The following is a 17,039-nucleotide window of genomic DNA, read 5'->3' as shown; positions in this document are numbered from 1 at the left end:
TTAACCTATTTAAAGATACACCTCCATTCAACCTCATGTCAATAAAACGCCCCTTTACCGAACGATTCTTTCCTGCTTTTTTCCTTATTATATGAATCTTAGCGAATGTAGAGAAATATCCTTGATTTTGGAAATTGATCATCCATTAATTCCTATTATCACCCTTACCCACTTTTCCTGTATTTATTAGGATAACCTTTTGTGCAACATTTCAATATTTGTTATAATTTCGAGAGAACCAATAATGATTTTGAGGAGAGAAATAATGCAAACAGAATATGACGGACTTCCCCTTAAACGGACCTGGAAGATTTGGTGGGAGTTAATTCGTCCACATACACTAACCGCAGCTTTTGTCCCAGTTTTACTTGGAACTGTGATTGCACTTTTGGAAGATGGAGTGAATTGGTTACTATTCGCTGCCATGATGATTGCAAGTATCCTGATTCAAGCTGCAACCAATTTATTCAATGAATACTATGATTTCAAGAGAGGCTTGGATACAGAGGAATCCGTAGGCATCGGCGGCGGGATCGTCCGTCATGGGATGACCCCCAAACTAATCATGACCTTGGCCCTTGGCATGTATGCCATCGCCTTGTTACTAGGCATCTATATCTGTGCCGCATCATCTTGGTGGCTTGCTGCAGTAGGACTGGTTTGCATGCTTGTCGGCTATCTTTATACAGGCGGTCCCCTGCCCATTTCATATACACCATTCGGGGAACTTTTTTCTGGATTGTTCATGGGCTTTTTGATAATTCTGATCGCCTTTTTCATTCAAACCGGTTTTGTTTCTTCAACAGCCATCTTAATTGCCATTCCAAGTGGAATATTGGTCGGGTTGATCAACTTATCCAATAACCTACGTGACCATGATGGGGATAAGGCACATGGCCGAAAAACGATGCCAGTAGTGATGGGCAGGAAAAACGCCCTGACATTCATGGCAATCATGTTCGCCTTCTCTTATCTATGGCTTGTTGGACTAGTCCTTACTGGTAGCGTAACGGCATGGATTCTCCTTGCCTTCCTAAGCATCCCAAAAGCCATGGCCGCAATCAAAGGCTTCGTAGGTAAAACGCAGCCGATCACGATGGTGCCAGCAATGAAAGCCACGGCCCAAACGAACACCTTCTTTGGCTTACTCATGGCCATTGGATTATTCATCAGCTATCTTATATAATCTCCAAGGACTGAGCTCATCCGCTCAGTCCTTTTTCCTATCATCGTTCCATATTGTTTTCCTATACTCCGATTTGGGTAATAGATAATACAACCATCTTACCAATAAAAAATGAGATTTGGATTTTAAAAGGAGTGAATCGGATATGGCAACAAAACAACAAACGCAAAAATTCAAAAATGAACTGCTTCAAGAAAAAAATGAGCTAAGTAATCGAATTCAAAATGATGAACAATCCGTTCTGGATAAAAGCCAGACGGAATCGGTAGGGGAATTATCATCCTATGATAATCATCCTGCTGACCTAGGAACCGAATTATTCGAGATGGAACGGAATCAAGCACTCGATGAGCATGCACAATCCGAAATGGAGAAAATCGATGAAGCTTTGAAAGCCATAACAGAAGGTTCGTATGGCCGTTGTAAAACCTGTAATATGGAAATCCCCATCGAGAGGCTAGAAGCGATCCCAAGCACCCTCTACTGTGTCGAGCATGCCCCAGAACGGCCACTTTCACAAGAAAGGCCAGTGGAAGAGGATATACTGATTCCATCCAAGGGTGATCATTTTGAAAATCGTCATGGAATCGAAATAGTTGATAAAGAAGATAGCTTTGGTGAAGTTGCCAAATTCGGTACATCCGAAACGCCATCTGATTATACCGGCGATCATGGCAATTATAATGATCTTTATAAAACCGAGGATGAAACGAACGGATTTCCTGAAGACTATGAAGGATTTGCCGCAAATGATATCGAAGGAAAAAATAGAGTGGATATACCGAACAAAAAGCAAAAGGAATATGAAGATACACTGAAAGAAGAAAATATAGAATCCAATCTTGGAGACATTCCCTATAAACAAAAAGATAGTTATATCAATGAAAAGAAATGAAAAAAAGAAGCATACATGAATGTATGCTTCCCTTTTTGTTATGACCCGTACGGGATTCGAACCCGTGTTACCGCCGTGAAAGGGCGGTGTCTTAACCGCTTGACCAACGGGCCAACTGGCGGAGAAGGAGGGATTTGAACCCTCGCGCCGCTCGCGCGACCTACACCCTTAGCAGGGGCGCCTCTTCAGCCTCTTGAGTACTTCCCCATGGCTCCGCAGGTAGGACTCGAACCTACGACCGTTCGGTTAACAGCCGAATGCTCTACCACTGAGCTACTGCGGAACAATATGAATATGGTGGGCCTAAATGGACTCGAACCATCGACCTCACGCTTATCAGGCGTGCGCTCTAACCAGCTGAGCTATAGGCCCATATTTGGAGCGGGTGAAGGGAATCGAACCCTCATCATCAGCTTGGAAGGCTGAGGTTTTACCACTAAACTACACCCGCGAAATGGGGCGACTGATGGGAATCGAACCCACGAATGCCTGAACCACAATCAGGTGCGTTAACCACTTCGCCACAACCGCCGTAATATTATAAGATATGGTGGCTCAGGACGGAATCGAACCGCCGACACAAGGATTTTCAGTCCTTTGCTCTACCGACTGAGCTACTGAGCCACAAATGTATTGAATTTAAAGAATGGCGGTCCCGACGGGAATCGAACCCGCGATCTCCTGCGTGACAGGCAGGCATGTTAACCGCTACACCACGGGACCTAATAATTGCGGGGACAGGATTTGAACCTGCGACCTTCGGGTTATGAGCCCGACGAGCTACCGGACTGCTCCACCCCGCGACGGTAATAATGAAACGATTCGCATCAAGTTTTCGTGTATATTGTTTCGTCCGCTTCCTTTATGTAAGGCTGTTTCAAAACAACTTGCTGCTTTTTAAAAAAATGGAGGAGGTAGAGGGATTCGAACCCCCGCGGGATTTGACTCCCCTGTCGGTTTTCAAGACCGATCCCTTCAGCCGAACTTGGGTATACCTCCACGGCTTTAAAAAAATGAATATGGTGGACCTTGTAGGACTCGAACCTACGACCGGACGGTTATGAGCCGTCTGCTCTAACCAGCTGAGCTAAAGGTCCTTATATTTATTGGTAGCGGCGGAGGGGATCGAACCCCCGACCTCACGGGTATGAACCGTACGCTCTAGCCAGCTGAGCTACACCGCCAATATAATATAAGTATCTGATTGAAAAATGGTGGAGCCTAGCGGGATCGAACCGCTGACCTCCTGCGTGCAAGGCAGGCGCTCTCCCAGCTGAGCTAAGGCCCCATTCATTAAAAATCACGTGGTCGGGAAGACAGGATTCGAACCTGCGACCCCTTGGTCCCAAACCAAGTGCTCTACCAAGCTGAGCTACTTCCCGCAATAAAAACATGGTGCGCCCGGCGGGAGTCGAACCTACAACCTTCTGATTCGTAGTCAGATGCTCTATCCAATTGAGCTACGGGCGCATATTAAGATGGTGCCGAGGACCGGAATCGAACCGGTACGGTAGTCACCTACCGCAGGATTTTAAGTCCTGTGCGTCTGCCAGTTCCGCCACCCCGGCACATACGAAAAGTGGAGCGGAAGACGGGATTCGAACCCGCGACCCCAACCTTGGCAAGGTTGTATTCTACCACTGAACTACTTCCGCATGAAAGATGCGGGTGAAGGGACTTGAACCCCCACGCCTTGCGGCGCCAGATCCTAAGTCTGGTGCGTCTGCCAATTCCGCCACACCCGCATATAAAATGGTGAGCCATGAAGGATTCGAACCTTCGACCCTCTGATTAAAAGTCAGATGCTCTACCAACTGAGCTAATGGCTCGTGCTTGTACTATCTTAAAATGGTGCCGGCAAGAGGACTTGAACCCCCAACCTACTGATTACAAGTCAGTTGCTCTACCAGTTGAGCTACACCGGCAGGTGTAAAATGGTGGAGGATGACGGGATCGAACCGCCGACCCTCTGCTTGTAAGGCAGATGCTCTCCCAGCTGAGCTAATCCTCCATATAAAACCTGCTTGGCGACGTCCTACTCTCACAGGGGGAAACCCCCAACTACCATCGGCGCTGAAGAGCTTAACTGCCGTGTTCGGAATGGGAACGGGTGTGACCTCTTCGCTATCGTCACCAAACAATGTTAACATTTTTTCAAGACATATATTATTATAACGTCTTTTTGAGAAAATGCAAGAAGAAATTTTCATTCCTTCAAAACTAGATAATAAGAAGGTATTTCATTTTTTTAAAGCGTTGGTTAAGTCCTCGATCTATTAGTATCAGTCAGCTCCACATGTCGCCACGCTTCCACCTCTGACCTATCAACCTGATCATCTTTCAGGGATCTTACTAGCTTGCGCCATGGGAAATCTCATCTTGAGGGGGGCTTCATGCTTAGATGCTTTCAGCACTTATCCCGTCCGCACGTAGCTACCCAGCTATGCCTTTGGCAAGACAACTGGTACACCAGCGGTGCGTCCATCCCGGTCCTCTCGTACTAAGGACAGCTCCTCTCAAATTTCCTGCGCCCGCGACGGATAGGGACCGAACTGTCTCACGACGTTCTGAACCCAGCTCGCGTACCGCTTTAATGGGCGAACAGCCCAACCCTTGGGACCGACTACAGCCCCAGGATGCGATGAGCCGACATCGAGGTGCCAAACCTCCCCGTCGATGTGGACTCTTGGGGGAGATAAGCCTGTTATCCCCGGGGTAGCTTTTATCCGTTGAGCGATGGCCCTTCCATGCGGAACCACCGGATCACTAAGCCCGACTTTCGTCCCTGCTCGACTTGTAGGTCTCGCAGTCAAGCTCCCTTGTGCCTTTACACTCTACGAATGATTTCCAACCATTCTGAGGGAACCTTTGGGCGCCTCCGTTACTCTTTAGGAGGCGACCGCCCCAGTCAAACTGCCCACCTGACACTGTCTCCCACCCCGATAAGGGGCGCGGGTTAGAATTTCAATACAGCCAGGGTAGTATCCCACCAACGCCTCCACCGAAGCTAGCGCTCCGGCTTCTCAGGCTCCTACCTATCCTGTACAAGCTGTACCAAAATTCAATATCAGGCTGCAGTAAAGCTCCACGGGGTCTTTCCGTCCTGTCGCGGGTAACCTGCATCTTCACAGGTACTATAATTTCACCGAGTCTCTCGTTGAGACAGTGCCCAGATCGTTACACCTTTCGTGCGGGTCGGAACTTACCCGACAAGGAATTTCGCTACCTTAGGACCGTTATAGTTACGGCCGCCGTTTACTGGGGCTTCGGTTCAAAGCTTCGCTTGCGCTAACCTCTCCCCTTAACCTTCCAGCACCGGGCAGGTGTCAGCCCCTATACTTCGCCTTGCGGCTTCGCAGAGACCTGTGTTTTTGCTAAACAGTCGCCTGGGCCTATTCACTGCGGCTTTTCTGGGCTATTCACCCTAAAAAGCACCCCTTCTCCCGAAGTTACGGGGTCATTTTGCCGAGTTCCTTAACGAGAGTTCTCTCGCACACCTTAGGATTCTCTCCTCGCCTACCTGTGTCGGTTTGCGGTACGGGCACCTTACATCTCACTAGAGGCTTTTCTTGGCAGCGTGGAATCAGGAACTTCGGTACTATATTTCCCTCGCCATCACAGCTCCGCCTTAATGGAAACGGGATTTGCCTCGTTTCCGGCCTAACTGCTTGGACGCGCATATCCAACAGCGCGCTTACCCTATCCTTCTGCGTCCCCCCATCGTTCAAACGATGTATAGGTGGTACAGGAATATCAACCTGTTGTCCATCGCCTACGCCTTTCGGCCTCGGCTTAGGTCCCGACTAACCCTGAGCGGACGAGCCTTCCTCAGGAAACCTTAGGCATTCGGTGGAAGGGATTCTCACCCTTCTTTCGCTACTCATACCGGCATTCTCACTTCTAAGCGCTCCACCAGTCCTTCCGGTCTGACTTCAACGCCCTTAGAACGCTCTCCTACCATCGACACCATACGGTGTCAATCCACAGCTTCGGTGATACGTTTAGCCCCGGTACATTTTCGGCGCGGAGTCACTCGACCAGTGAGCTATTACGCACTCTTTAAATGGTGGCTGCTTCTGAGCCAACATCCTGGTTGTCTAAGCAACTCCACATCCTTTTCCACTTAACGTATACTTTGGGACCTTAGCTGGTGGTCTGGGCTGTTTCCCTTTCGACTACGGATCTTATCACTCGCAGTCTGACTCCCAAGAATAAGTATTTGGCATTCGGAGTTTGACTGAATTCGGTAACCCGTTGGGGGCCCCTAGTCCAATCAGTGCTCTACCTCCAATACTCTCATCTTGAGGCTAGCCCTAAAGCTATTTCGGAGAGAACCAGCTATCTCCAGGTTCGATTGGAATTTCTCCGCTACCCACACCTCATCCCCGCACTTTTCAACGTGCGTGGGTTCGGGCCTCCATTCAGTGTTACCTGAACTTCACCCTGGACATGGGTAGATCACCTGGTTTCGGGTCTACGACCTCATACTCATTCGCCCTATTCAGACTCGCTTTCGCTGCGGCTCCGTCTTATCAACTTAACCTCGCATGAAATCGTAACTCGCCGGTTCATTCTACAAAAGGCACGCCATTACCCATTAACGGGCTTTGACTACTTGTAGGCACACGGTTTCAGGATCTATTTCACTCCCCTTCCGGGGTGCTTTTCACCTTTCCCTCACGGTACTGGTTCACTATCGGTCACTAGGGAGTATTTAGCCTTGGGAGATGGTCCTCCCTGCTTCCGACGGGATTTCTCGTGTCCCGCCGTACTCAGGATCCACTCAGGAGGGAACGAAGTTTCAACTACAGGGTTTTTACCTTCTTTGACGGACCTTTCCAGATCACTTCATTTACCCCGTTCCTTTGTAACTCCATGTTGAGTGTCCTACAACCCCAAGAGGCAAGCCTCTTGGTTTGGGCTAATTCCGTTTCGCTCGCCGCTACTCAGGAAATCGCATTTGCTTTCTCTTCCTCCGGGTACTTAGATGTTTCAGTTCCCCGGGTCTGCCTTCAGTACCCTATGTATTCAGGTAAAGATACTGTTCCATTACGAACAGTGGGTTTCCCCATTCGGAAATCTCCGGATCAAAGCTTACTTACAGCTCCCCGAAGCATATCGGTGTTAGTCCCGTCCTTCATCGGCTCCTAGTGCCAAGGCATCCACCGTGCGCCCTTTCTAACTTAACCGTTAAAAAAGATCTTACAGATGCTTTGAAAAAAATTAATTGCCTTCTATCTATTATCTAGTTTTCAAGGAACAAAGCAGAAAGAATCCATCACATCGTGATGTTTGTCTTTCCTATTTGAATGAATTACTCATTCAAAACTGAACAAAACAAAAGCGCTCTCGTAATTATCCTTAGAAAGGAGGTGATCCAGCCGCACCTTCCGATACGGCTACCTTGTTACGACTTCACCCCAATCATCTGTCCCACCTTAGGCGGCTGGCTCCATAAAGGTTACCTCACCGACTTCGGGTGTTACAAACTCTCGTGGTGTGACGGGCGGTGTGTACAAGGCCCGGGAACGTATTCACCGCGGCATGCTGATCCGCGATTACTAGCGATTCCGGCTTCATGTAGGCGAGTTGCAGCCTACAATCCGAACTGAGAATGGCTTTATGGGATTCGCTTACCTTCGCAGGTTTGCAGCCCTTTGTACCATCCATTGTAGCACGTGTGTAGCCCAGGTCATAAGGGGCATGATGATTTGACGTCATCCCCACCTTCCTCCGGTTTGTCACCGGCAGTCACCTTAGAGTGCCCAACTGAATGCTGGCAACTAAGATCAAGGGTTGCGCTCGTTGCGGGACTTAACCCAACATCTCACGACACGAGCTGACGACAACCATGCACCACCTGTCACTCTGTCCCCCGAAGGGGAAAGCCCTATCTCTAGGGTTGTCAGAGGATGTCAAGACCTGGTAAGGTTCTTCGCGTTGCTTCGAATTAAACCACATGCTCCACCGCTTGTGCGGGCCCCCGTCAATTCCTTTGAGTTTCAGCCTTGCGGCCGTACTCCCCAGGCGGAGTGCTTAATGCGTTAGCTGCAGCACTAAAGGGCGGAAACCCTCTAACACTTAGCACTCATCGTTTACGGCGTGGACTACCAGGGTATCTAATCCTGTTTGCTCCCCACGCTTTCGCGCCTCAGTGTCAGTTACAGACCAGAAAGTCGCCTTCGCCACTGGTGTTCCTCCAAATCTCTACGCATTTCACCGCTACACTTGGAATTCCACTTTCCTCTTCTGCACTCAAGTTCCCCAGTTTCCAATGACCCTCCACGGTTGAGCCGTGGGCTTTCACATCAGACTTAAGGAACCACCTGCGCGCGCTTTACGCCCAATAATTCCGGACAACGCTTGCCACCTACGTATTACCGCGGCTGCTGGCACGTAGTTAGCCGTGGCTTTCTGGTTAGGTACCGTCAAGGTACCAGCAGTTACTCTGGTACTTGTTCTTCCCTAACAACAGAACTTTACGACCCGAAGGCCTTCTTCGTTCACGCGGCGTTGCTCCGTCAGACTTTCGTCCATTGCGGAAGATTCCCTACTGCTGCCTCCCGTAGGAGTCTGGGCCGTGTCTCAGTCCCAGTGTGGCCGATCACCCTCTCAGGTCGGCTACGCATCGTCGCCTTGGTGAGCCATTACCTCACCAACTAGCTAATGCGCCGCGGGCCCATCTATAAGTGACAGCGTAAACCGTCTTTCCATCTTCTCTCATGCGAGAAAAGAACGTATCCGGTATTAGCTCCGGTTTCCCGAAGTTATCCCAGTCTTATAGGCAGGTTGCCCACGTGTTACTCACCCGTCCGCCGCTAATCTCAGGGAGCAAGCTCCCATCGATTCGCTCGACTTGCATGTATTAGGCACGCCGCCAGCGTTCGTCCTGAGCCAGGATCAAACTCTCCGAAGAAATGTTTGACTTGCTCATTTGCTTTTTTGATAGTGTGTGCTCACTTAAAATTTAACGTTGGCGCTTTGTTTTGTTCAGTTTTCAAAGAGCAATTTGTTGTCGTTTCTCTCAGAAGCGACTCCTATAATGTAACACATTCTGTCACGTTTCGTCAACAACTTTTTAAAAAATGTTTTTCAACAACTTGTTAGCTGTTTGAGTTGCTGTCTTAGCGACAAGAAATAATATACCATGTACTAAAAATGTTTGCAATACGTTTTTTAAAACTTTTTCAAAAAAAAACATTTTCACCTATTTCCTTCTATATATTCTTTACATCATCATCACACCCTTTCCCCTGCTATACGGGCCAAGCTCATGTTTTATGAATAAACGAAGCATATTTCCAAAGAAAAACAAATATTCATATATAGATATCTTTTTTCCATGAGGTGAAGCAATGAATCTGCCATTAATCGGATTACTCATTTCTTACAGTATGGCCCTTTACTTATTCAGTACCGCTTTTTATGAAGCCATCAAGTTCAGCAGAGAAAAAGGTAAGGTGAATGGTACGACGTTTTTATTCAGCTTTACTTTTGCTTTGATTTTCACACGGATCACCTATTTGTTTCACCCCTATTAAATAAAAGCAGTAAGTCGGGAGACTTACTGCTTTTATACGGAGACTTTCGCTTCTTTATGTACCTTGCTTTTCTTTTCATCCTTTAAGAACATCATCAAACCACCCAATATGATGGTACCTCCCAGGACCTGCGTCCAGAGTATCGGTTCATCTAATATGAAGTAAGCCAGAATTGTCGCTCCCACCGGTTCAAGTAAGATTCCCATCGAAAGCGTCGAAGTGCTTAACCACTTTAGTGACCAATTGAATAAAGAATGCCCTAATAAAGTCGGGAAAATGGCAAGCAAAACGAAATAGAGCCAATCGGAAGCAGGATAAGGCGCCAATGCCTCTCCCTTAAAGATCACATAAAAAAACAATGCGACAGCGCTGATTGCATACACGACAAATGTATATGTTATAGAAGAGATGCGTTTTCGAACATTTTGACCAAACAGTAAATAACCAGTTACCAGCGCACATGCGACAAGCGAAAGAATATCTCCCCAAAGTGCCATACCGCTGATTCTCAAATCGCCCCAGCTAATGACAAGGCTGCCGGCAATCGCAATGATGCCGCTCAATATCGCCTTCATTGAAAATCTTTCTTTAAAAAACAGGTACGCTCCGGCAAAAGCGAATAAAGGCTGGAGTGTGACAAGCACAGTTGAACTCGCGACCGATGTGTAATTAAGCGATTCAAACCATAAAATAAAATGAAAAGCCAAAAACACTCCTGCCGCAATCGAATACAGCCAATCCTTTTTTTCAATGAATTTAAGTTCATGACGGTATTTCACCAAGAAAACCGGCAACATAAGAAGGACAGTAAATAATAAACGGTAAAAGGCGATAATACCCGATGGAGCGGTCGCCAATTTAACAAGGATAGCCGAAAACGATACGGATGCCACACCGATCGCCAACGCTACATAGGGATTCACTTTTGGCATTTGCACTTAAATTCCTCCTTTCAACGAAATACGTTTCATAGAACTCTATTCTACTATGTTAAAATTATTAGGGTAGTTATTTTTGAAAAACGGGTATATGGCAACAGACGATCTTATTCTTCGATAATAATTTGGAAGTGGTGAATCAAAATGGAATGGACATTCGACCCTCAATCGGAACTGCAAATCCTTATCAAATTGGGGATTTCAGCTCTCCTTGGACTAATTATCGGACTAGAGCGAGAAATGAAACGAAAACCCGTTGGATTAAAAACAAGCCTGGTCATTTCAATCGTCAGCTGTTTATTAACGATCGTTTCCATGGAATCCGCTTATAAGTTCCCGGGGAGCAACGATGTAAATATTACAATGGACCCCTTGCGTTTAGCTGCTCAGATCGTTTCTGGCGTCGGCTTTATCGGTGCAGGCGTCATTCTCCGGCGGGACAACAACAGCATATCCGGTTTAACGACAGCCGCCATCATCTGGGGAGCTGCGGGAATCGGGATCGCCGTTGGAGCTGGATTTTTTCTCGAGGCCATAGCCGGCGTAATCCTATTGATCATAAGTGTCGAATTGGTGCCCGTACTCGTCACCTGGCTCGGACCTATGAAGTTACGGCAAAAAGAAATCTTTCTGCAGCTGGTCGTGCAAAATAAAGATGACATTGGCGTCGTACTGAAAAAAATCAAAGACGAAAAAATATTCATCAAAAACCTTAGAATCAAAGATGTGGCAAATGACAACCACCTTTTGACACTTAAAGTTCTGGTCGACCATAAAGTTAGAACATCGGAAGTGTATTATACCGTCTCCAATCTTAAGGAAATTGCACGGGTAGAGATCGAAAATGTATAATAAAAAAAACCGTTTGACTACCCTCAAACGGTTTTTTTATCATTTTTGCAAAAATCTCATATTTTATATTGACTTTTCACCAAAATCCGATAAAATAATTATTGTACCTCAATTCGGGGCATTAGCTCAGCTGGGAGAGCGCTACGCTGGCAGCGTAGAGGTCAGCGGTTCGATCCCGCTATGCTCCATATATATAGAACGACATGAAACCTTGAGAAATCAAGGTTTTTTCTATGTAACAGATTATTGGATTTTTTATGTTACAGATAGTTTGGGGACTGTTATTGGATTTTAAGAGATTTTAGAAGTAAATTACGCTTCTAGGTCTCTTTTTTTGTTACTGATAAACAAATCTTCGAAATGATTCGCTACTTTTCTATCCGCTTCCTGTAAAGCATGTCCATAAGTATTCATAGTCGTTCTAATGTCAGCATGTCCTAAACGATTGCTGTTATTTTTGCGTGCACTCCTTTGTTGATTAATAATGTAGCTGAAGTATGACGGAAATCATGAAAACGTATATACCGCACGTTATTTCTTTTTATAAACCTTCTCCACCATGTTGTAACATTGGATGGATGCATTGGCTTACCATTCCAAGAGGTAAACAAAGTCCCCTCCTTTCCATCTTTTCTGAACCCATCAGCTTCAAGAGATTTTACAAAGCTTAAAATATGCGTTTTTCTCTCGTCTCCCCATTGTCCACGAGGTCAAAATCTTTCAATGTAACGGTGAAGGTTACTGCTCATACAATATCCCCTCTTTAATTTCTCCGTACCGAAAAATGCTGTTAAGAATGACTTATTTATCGCTCAAGTCCATTGTTCAACGTCATCACTCAGAATATTCCAGACTTGATACGGCTACTGAACTAAACAGTTTTACTCTTACCCTTACCTTTTTCCTTCTCTCGTAGTTCTTCGTGCCATTTTTTAAATCCAGTAATATGTTCATCAAGAAGTTGACGATAACCAAACCATGTATGTGATTCAACTTTCGATGTATAATCACTTAAATTTTTCCAATCAGATATTAATTCAATAGTAGATTCTATATATTTTTCCTCTTTAGCTGCTATATCAATTAAATTAGTTAAAACCCTTTTTGTCCAATTTGATGTTTCGTATTTATTATCCGAAGATTCTTCATTTGGTATTCCAATCAAATCGAAAATATGGTCAACCATCTCATTCATTCCAGTATCAAAAACCTCAACAGCTTTTGACATCACTGGTTCATTTAAGAAAACTCTTTTAAATGATTTTTGTTTTTCATAATAATTTGATAATGACTCAATTACATTTTTTAATATTTCTTTCTGCTCCATATGTAACTCCTCTTTTATTCTTCTTTTGCCCCACGCCAAATAGCAAATTGTTCTTTACTTTCAGCCTTCTGTTCATTTGATAACTTGTGCCAAATATAAAACTCATAAATATGATGCATATACGTACTATGAACCCCCCCACCAGAAAGCAGTTCATCCATCATCCTATTTCGAATATCTTGCTGAATTAAAAAGGGGAAAAACTCCAAGCAGTACCCCGCTTCTTCTAAATTACGAATATTAGCATGCCCCTTTGTATCTGGGTTAAATAATTTACTTTCAGTTTTTGATCTATTAATGGCTTCAGATATGGTTTCATCATCATATCCATGATAATCAAGTATGTAGTGGTCTATCCTTTGATAACCTTCCATATCACCTTTGTATACCAAAAGTTCATCATAAGATTCCCCTAAAATCCTGGAGAGTATTATTAAATCGATTTTATCAGGCAGAGATTTCCCACAATAATAATTAGAAATCGTTTTTGAATCTCTTCCTAAAATTTTTCCTAATTGTGATTGTGAGAAACCTGCGTTCTGTACTAAGAATTTAATTCTTTGTCCAGTTGCCTTAATATTAATCTCGTCCAATTGTGAAAAGTCTTCTTTTTTTTCACTTGTCAAGCTATGAGCCTCCTTAAAAGTAGATATCAGTATTATAGTTACATTTTGTTGGCAAAAGAAGTAGAAAAATTCTTTCTAGAGTCATTAAATTTCCTTCATTTTATCTTTGAGATTGTTAAGATAGTTTCAAACTCAATCTGTTATAATCCGAAACAATGTCTATCTCTAGCAGCGTAGAGGTCAGCGGTTCGATCCCGCTATGCTCCATATCCGAAAACCCATGCGTAGCAAGGTTTTTTTTCTTTGGCTTTTTATAAAAATAAACGTGCGGATTATACTTTGGTCAAAAACATTCATTAGTTCCTTTCAAGAATTAATCTTCATGGTGATCATTTAAATCATCACAATCTACATATACACATTTTTTTGTGTGCTTCAGTTGGGCTTTGTCTACGGTGCCTTATCATTTCAGGAAGTTTGAAACAATTTGCGATAAAATCATCGCGAAAGAGATAAAGAATCCTTTTAAAACAAAAACCTACCCCCTTTAAGGAAGTAGGCGCATTCAAATATTTTAAATTTAAAACTAACAATCCTTCAGGACATTAAAAAAAGATGCGATAAGCTGTCCAAGTCTTCTAGTACCCTCGATTATTTCTTCCTCATTAGCATAACTGAACGAGAGGCGGAGAAACTCGGTTCCATCGTTTTGATCCAAGAAAAAGTATTTCCCTGGAACATATGAAACACCCTCAGCTAGAGCCTGTGATAATAAATGCGACGTATCAATACCTGGAATTTTCACCCATGCAAAGTAACCACCATCTGGTACATACCAGGAAACGGATTCTGGAAGAAATTTTTCCATCGAACGGATTAACGTAGTACATTTAGAACGATACACATCTTTTAGAAGGTCGAGTCGTTTCTCAAAATCGGTGTTTTCTAAGTATACAGCCATTGTACTTTGAGCAAATGGATGGTCTAAATCTTTTTTAAACCACTCTAAAGCCTTAATGAATTCACTTTCTCCTGCTATCCATCCAATCCGCATTCCTGGCGCAACAACCTTGGATAATGACCCAACTTGGAGGACTCGCCCGCATTTATCAATAGATTTTATTGGCACCGGATTTTTATCGAAGGATAATTCTCCGTATGCATCATCCTCTAGAATGAGGAAATCAAACTCGATGGAAAGCTCCATTAAATGCTTCCGGCGCTCAATTGTCATAGTCGTCCCAGTTGGATTTTGAAAGGTTGGGATTGTATATAGAAAACGAGGGAGGGTTAGACCTGTACGTTTCCTTTCATCCAGCATTTCTTTTAATCGGTATGTTTGGAGACCTTGTTCATCTATAGGTATACTAATAATCTGCTTCGTATAGTTTTGAAAAATCTCTAAAGCCTCCATATAGGTGGGAGACTCTACCGCTACGACCGCTTTATCATCAAGAAGAATGCGGGCAATAAGATCAATCCCCTGGCAAGCTCCAGATGTAATCAAAAGCTGTTCTTCCGAAACGCAAATTCCACGCTCTCCCAATCTTTTCTGGATTTGGTGCTTTAGTCTTGCTATTCGTGGACTTCCGAGATAATGGAGCGGCAAATCCTGCTCCTCATCAAGAAGTCTGGCTACAGATACCTTGAGCTCCTCAGCAGGAACAAGAGCAGGATCAGGATAGCCTGAACTCAAGCGAATACAACCATCTGGCAGATCTGGCATCCATGCACCGGGCGGATCATTCTTAAGTGCCGCTTTAATGTTTTCAGAAAAAAAAGATTCAACATTCACTTCAACCATACACCCTTTCCTTCAATCGAGCCTTGATTGATTCTCACAATTTTTGTAGATAGCTGTTTTTTAAGAGACAAATCATAAAATTCCATCCGTTAGCCTTTGATCTCCATCCGCATTAATGTAAAGGTAGACTGACTTATTGGTAATAAAGAATTACCATATTCACTTCTTCATCACCCTCACTTTCCATACAAAGCTAGGCCAATTGTTACCTTCAAACAAAAATTATCTTTCTTATTTACTGTTTGTCTTTTTTTAATATATTTTTAAATATTCTGATACCTTATGTATTATAACATTTTTCACTAATCATTATTTACTACTATTATTATTCTTTTTTAAGATGCATGGAGGAATAGAAACATAGTTCATTCTAAAACTTGCCCCTTCGCTATTCATACAATTTCCGAGGGTAAAAACACGCCGATATACGAAACTATACTTTAACACTAAATTCTCGTACTAAGCAGAAACCTTGACGTCCGTGATACCAAATATTTGCGAAACTATGTGTATATTTTTGTGAAAGTTGGACGAGACTGTTAGTAAATAATTCTAGGAGGTTATCAAATGTTTAGATTCGGGAAGAGAAAGCTGCGGAGCAAGGTCGGTAAATTAATCGATAAGCACGGATATTCACAAGAGGAGTTTGTAAGTGCGTCAGGAATCTCACGCAATACGATAAGCAGAGTTTGCAGCGATCCTAAGTATGTGCCGTCAGCCGGAGTATTAAAGAAAATCATGAAGGCGGTTCGAAGTATAGATGCCAACGCAAAGGCAGATGACTATTTTAATATTTAAGGAGACAGCAAATGTTCGTATTAGGAACACGCATCCTCACCCTTATAATACTCTTGATAAGCCTCGGTCATTAATCCATCAAGGGCCAGTGGGTCGCTGTTCCTTCACTTCCTTTTCAGGTATATTCTATAAATCGGAATAGACATAAACCGTAGTACCCCCCATATTTATACTGCTTCGCAAATGGTGCTCCATAAAAAAAACAGGTTTCAGACAGTAGACAAACTCGATAATAATTGAGTTTGCCGAAATGGTTATTTTCCACTCCAGGCACTCGCTATCCGGTCCGCACTTGGACGCGCTTTTCCCGCAGGAGTCTCGCACACCCATTCCAATCAACTTTGCTTTTAAAATTTAGATGGAACTCCTTTTGTCTGTGATTGATGTATATCAGATCAAAGTTGATCGAATTATTATGATGCTTAGTCTTCATCCATCATATAAAATGCTCCCATAATTTAAGCTTCCTTTCGCTGGAATGACGTCATCCAGCTGCTGCATGTCCTTAACTTCCCAAGCATATCCTCCCACTTTGAAATCACCTAAAAAGAAAAATTGGTTATATTTTTTCACTTTTTTATTCGGATGAAATCAACTGCAATTTTTAAATAAAAAAACTGTAGACAACCTCGCTTTTCCTTCAAATTTATCTACAATCTAAAAACCCCCACTTCCATTAGAAGCGGGGGTTTTCGGATGATATGTATATCTTGCCGGTTCTTTTGTCCCTTTTAGCCAGACCTGCAGAGATTTCTTTAAATAAGGGCTTGTTATCGATTAGGGACAAAAGGTTATGTATTCCGCTTGAACTATTTTCGACTAACCATTTTCTTTATGAACTGAACCACAGGTGACACAATGGATTCATGTACATTCGTAAGGGCATAACCGATCAGCCCCATTATTACCAAAACCATTATTAAAGCTATTATCAAACCTGATGTTTCTCTAAGTTCTTCAAGTACAGCATCCATTCCTTATCCTCCCCGGCTTGCTGATGCGACTTATTTTACGGTTTTACATCCATTTTACTTCTGAAAGCTTCATTTATCGTTTTTTCTTGGACATTGATCCATTCTGTTAAATAAGGTTCATTATATCGCATTGGATGATTATGGTCGAGATGCCACTT

The 17,039-nt window shown here is 43.8% G+C and carries 11 protein-coding genes, 22 tRNA genes and 3 rRNA genes; 6 read left to right on the top strand and 30 right to left on the bottom strand.

The window, feature by feature from the left end:
- Window positions 1-265 precede the first annotated feature (265 nt).
- Complete coding sequence (locus BS1321_RS15250) at window positions 266-1,186, top strand: 1,4-dihydroxy-2-naphthoate polyprenyltransferase (protein WP_063234854.1); 921 nt, start codon at window positions 266-268, stop codon at window positions 1,184-1,186.
- A 145-nt stretch (window positions 1,187-1,331) separates the two neighbouring features.
- A complete protein-coding gene (locus BS1321_RS15245) occupies window positions 1,332-2,081 on the top strand; it encodes a TraR/DksA C4-type zinc finger protein (protein ID WP_063234853.1) in 750 nt (249 codons plus the stop codon).
- A 41-nt stretch (window positions 2,082-2,122) separates the two neighbouring features.
- Here BS1321_RS15245 and BS1321_RS15240 read toward each other — a convergent pair.
- The 24 genes from BS1321_RS15240 to BS1321_RS15125 form a co-directional block, all read right to left on the bottom strand.
- Window positions 2,123-2,194 (bottom strand) — tRNA-Glu (locus BS1321_RS15240).
- Window positions 2,195-2,197: 3 nt separating this feature from the next.
- Window positions 2,198-2,288 (bottom strand) — tRNA-Ser (locus BS1321_RS15235).
- A gap of 1 nt (window position 2,289) precedes the next feature.
- A tRNA-Asn gene (locus BS1321_RS15230) sits at window positions 2,290-2,364 on the bottom strand.
- A 12-nt stretch (window positions 2,365-2,376) separates the two neighbouring features.
- Window positions 2,377-2,453: transfer RNA gene (locus BS1321_RS15225), tRNA-Ile, on the bottom strand.
- A gap of 5 nt (window positions 2,454-2,458) precedes the next feature.
- Window positions 2,459-2,532 (bottom strand) — tRNA-Gly (locus BS1321_RS15220).
- A 4-nt stretch (window positions 2,533-2,536) separates the two neighbouring features.
- Window positions 2,537-2,612, bottom strand: a tRNA-His gene (locus BS1321_RS15215).
- Between the two features lie 17 nt (window positions 2,613-2,629).
- A tRNA-Phe gene (locus BS1321_RS15210) sits at window positions 2,630-2,705 on the bottom strand.
- A gap of 23 nt (window positions 2,706-2,728) precedes the next feature.
- Window positions 2,729-2,804: transfer RNA gene (locus tag BS1321_RS15205), tRNA-Asp, on the bottom strand.
- 6 nt (window positions 2,805-2,810) lie between these two features.
- A tRNA-Met gene (locus BS1321_RS15200) sits at window positions 2,811-2,884 on the bottom strand.
- A 103-nt stretch (window positions 2,885-2,987) separates the two neighbouring features.
- Window positions 2,988-3,080 (bottom strand) — tRNA-Ser (locus BS1321_RS15195).
- 21 nt (window positions 3,081-3,101) lie between these two features.
- A tRNA-Ile gene (locus BS1321_RS15190) sits at window positions 3,102-3,178 on the bottom strand.
- A gap of 10 nt (window positions 3,179-3,188) precedes the next feature.
- Window positions 3,189-3,265, bottom strand: a tRNA-Met gene (locus BS1321_RS15185).
- Between the two features lie 28 nt (window positions 3,266-3,293).
- Window positions 3,294-3,369 (bottom strand) — tRNA-Ala (locus BS1321_RS15180).
- Between the two features lie 17 nt (window positions 3,370-3,386).
- A tRNA-Pro gene (locus BS1321_RS15175) sits at window positions 3,387-3,463 on the bottom strand.
- An 11-nt stretch (window positions 3,464-3,474) separates the two neighbouring features.
- Window positions 3,475-3,551, bottom strand: a tRNA-Arg gene (locus BS1321_RS15170).
- 9 nt (window positions 3,552-3,560) lie between these two features.
- Window positions 3,561-3,649: transfer RNA gene (locus tag BS1321_RS15165), tRNA-Leu, on the bottom strand.
- 12 nt (window positions 3,650-3,661) lie between these two features.
- A tRNA-Gly gene (locus BS1321_RS15160) sits at window positions 3,662-3,736 on the bottom strand.
- 8 nt (window positions 3,737-3,744) lie between these two features.
- Window positions 3,745-3,826: transfer RNA gene (locus BS1321_RS15155), tRNA-Leu, on the bottom strand.
- Window positions 3,827-3,834: 8 nt separating this feature from the next.
- Window positions 3,835-3,910, bottom strand: a tRNA-Lys gene (locus BS1321_RS15150).
- Between the two features lie 20 nt (window positions 3,911-3,930).
- A tRNA-Thr gene (locus BS1321_RS15145) sits at window positions 3,931-4,006 on the bottom strand.
- Between the two features lie 10 nt (window positions 4,007-4,016).
- Window positions 4,017-4,092 (bottom strand) — tRNA-Val (locus tag BS1321_RS15140).
- Window positions 4,093-4,103: 11 nt separating this feature from the next.
- Window positions 4,104-4,219, bottom strand: a 5S ribosomal RNA gene (gene rrf / locus BS1321_RS15135).
- A gap of 118 nt (window positions 4,220-4,337) precedes the next feature.
- Window positions 4,338-7,270 (bottom strand): 23S ribosomal RNA (locus BS1321_RS15130).
- Window positions 7,271-7,446: 176 nt separating this feature from the next.
- A 16S ribosomal RNA gene (locus BS1321_RS15125) occupies window positions 7,447-8,997 on the bottom strand.
- Together the 16S, 23S and 5S rRNA genes with 21 tRNA genes alongside form the textbook arrangement of a ribosomal RNA operon.
- 439 nt (window positions 8,998-9,436) lie before the next feature.
- Here BS1321_RS15125 and BS1321_RS15120 point away from each other — a divergent pair.
- The gene (locus BS1321_RS15120) at window positions 9,437-9,622 is read left to right on the top strand and encodes a hypothetical protein (protein WP_034310479.1); all 186 of its coding nucleotides are present in this window, start codon (window positions 9,437-9,439) and stop codon (window positions 9,620-9,622) included.
- Between the two features lie 32 nt (window positions 9,623-9,654).
- Here BS1321_RS15120 and BS1321_RS15115 read toward each other — a convergent pair whose 3' ends face one another.
- Complete coding sequence (locus tag BS1321_RS15115; protein WP_094246617.1) at window positions 9,655-10,560, bottom strand: DMT family transporter; 906 nt, start codon at window positions 10,558-10,560, stop codon at window positions 9,655-9,657.
- A 144-nt stretch (window positions 10,561-10,704) separates the two neighbouring features.
- Here BS1321_RS15115 and BS1321_RS15110 point away from each other — a divergent pair, with 144 nt between their 5' ends.
- The gene (locus BS1321_RS15110) at window positions 10,705-11,412 is read left to right on the top strand and encodes an MgtC/SapB family protein (protein WP_063236278.1); all 708 of its coding nucleotides are present in this window, start codon (window positions 10,705-10,707) and stop codon (window positions 11,410-11,412) included.
- A gap of 115 nt (window positions 11,413-11,527) precedes the next feature.
- Window positions 11,528-11,600, top strand: a tRNA-Ala gene (locus BS1321_RS15105).
- A 249-nt stretch (window positions 11,601-11,849) separates the two neighbouring features.
- Here BS1321_RS15105 and BS1321_RS15100 read toward each other — a convergent pair.
- The 4 genes from BS1321_RS15100 to BS1321_RS15085 all read right to left on the bottom strand — a co-directional run bounded on the left by BS1321_RS15100 (window position 11,850) and on the right by BS1321_RS15085 (window position 15,100).
- Window positions 11,850-12,086 (bottom strand): tyrosine-type recombinase/integrase, encoded by a 237-nt coding sequence (locus tag BS1321_RS15100; RefSeq protein WP_232522809.1) that lies wholly within the window; start codon window positions 12,084-12,086, stop codon window positions 11,850-11,852.
- A gap of 197 nt (window positions 12,087-12,283) precedes the next feature.
- Entirely contained in the window at window positions 12,284-12,739 is a 456-nt protein-coding gene (locus tag BS1321_RS15095) for a hypothetical protein (protein ID WP_063236279.1), read from the bottom strand.
- A gap of 14 nt (window positions 12,740-12,753) precedes the next feature.
- Window positions 12,754-13,365, bottom strand: coding sequence for a helix-turn-helix domain-containing protein (locus tag BS1321_RS15090; RefSeq protein WP_063236280.1), 612 nt, complete (start codon window positions 13,363-13,365; stop codon window positions 12,754-12,756).
- Between the two features lie 526 nt (window positions 13,366-13,891).
- A complete protein-coding gene (locus tag BS1321_RS15085) occupies window positions 13,892-15,100 on the bottom strand; it encodes an aminotransferase-like domain-containing protein (protein ID WP_063236297.1) in 1,209 nt (402 codons plus the stop codon).
- A gap of 576 nt (window positions 15,101-15,676) precedes the next feature.
- Here BS1321_RS15085 and BS1321_RS15080 point away from each other — a divergent pair.
- Window positions 15,677-15,907, top strand: a complete 231-nt coding sequence (locus BS1321_RS15080; protein ID WP_063236281.1) for a helix-turn-helix transcriptional regulator — start codon at window positions 15,677-15,679, stop codon at window positions 15,905-15,907.
- Between the two features lie 809 nt (window positions 15,908-16,716).
- Here BS1321_RS15080 and BS1321_RS27530 read toward each other — a convergent pair.
- Window positions 16,717-16,881, bottom strand: coding sequence for a hypothetical protein (locus BS1321_RS27530; RefSeq protein ID WP_155726545.1), 165 nt, complete (start codon window positions 16,879-16,881; stop codon window positions 16,717-16,719).
- Window positions 16,882-17,039: the final 158 nt, after the last annotated feature.

This window comes from Peribacillus simplex NBRC 15720 = DSM 1321, assembly GCF_002243645.1.
Taxonomy (GTDB): Bacteria; Bacillota; Bacilli; order Bacillales; family DSM-1321; genus Peribacillus; species Peribacillus simplex.
Note: the sequence above shows the minus strand (reverse complement) of the source record. Positions and strands in the feature narration are given on the sequence as shown.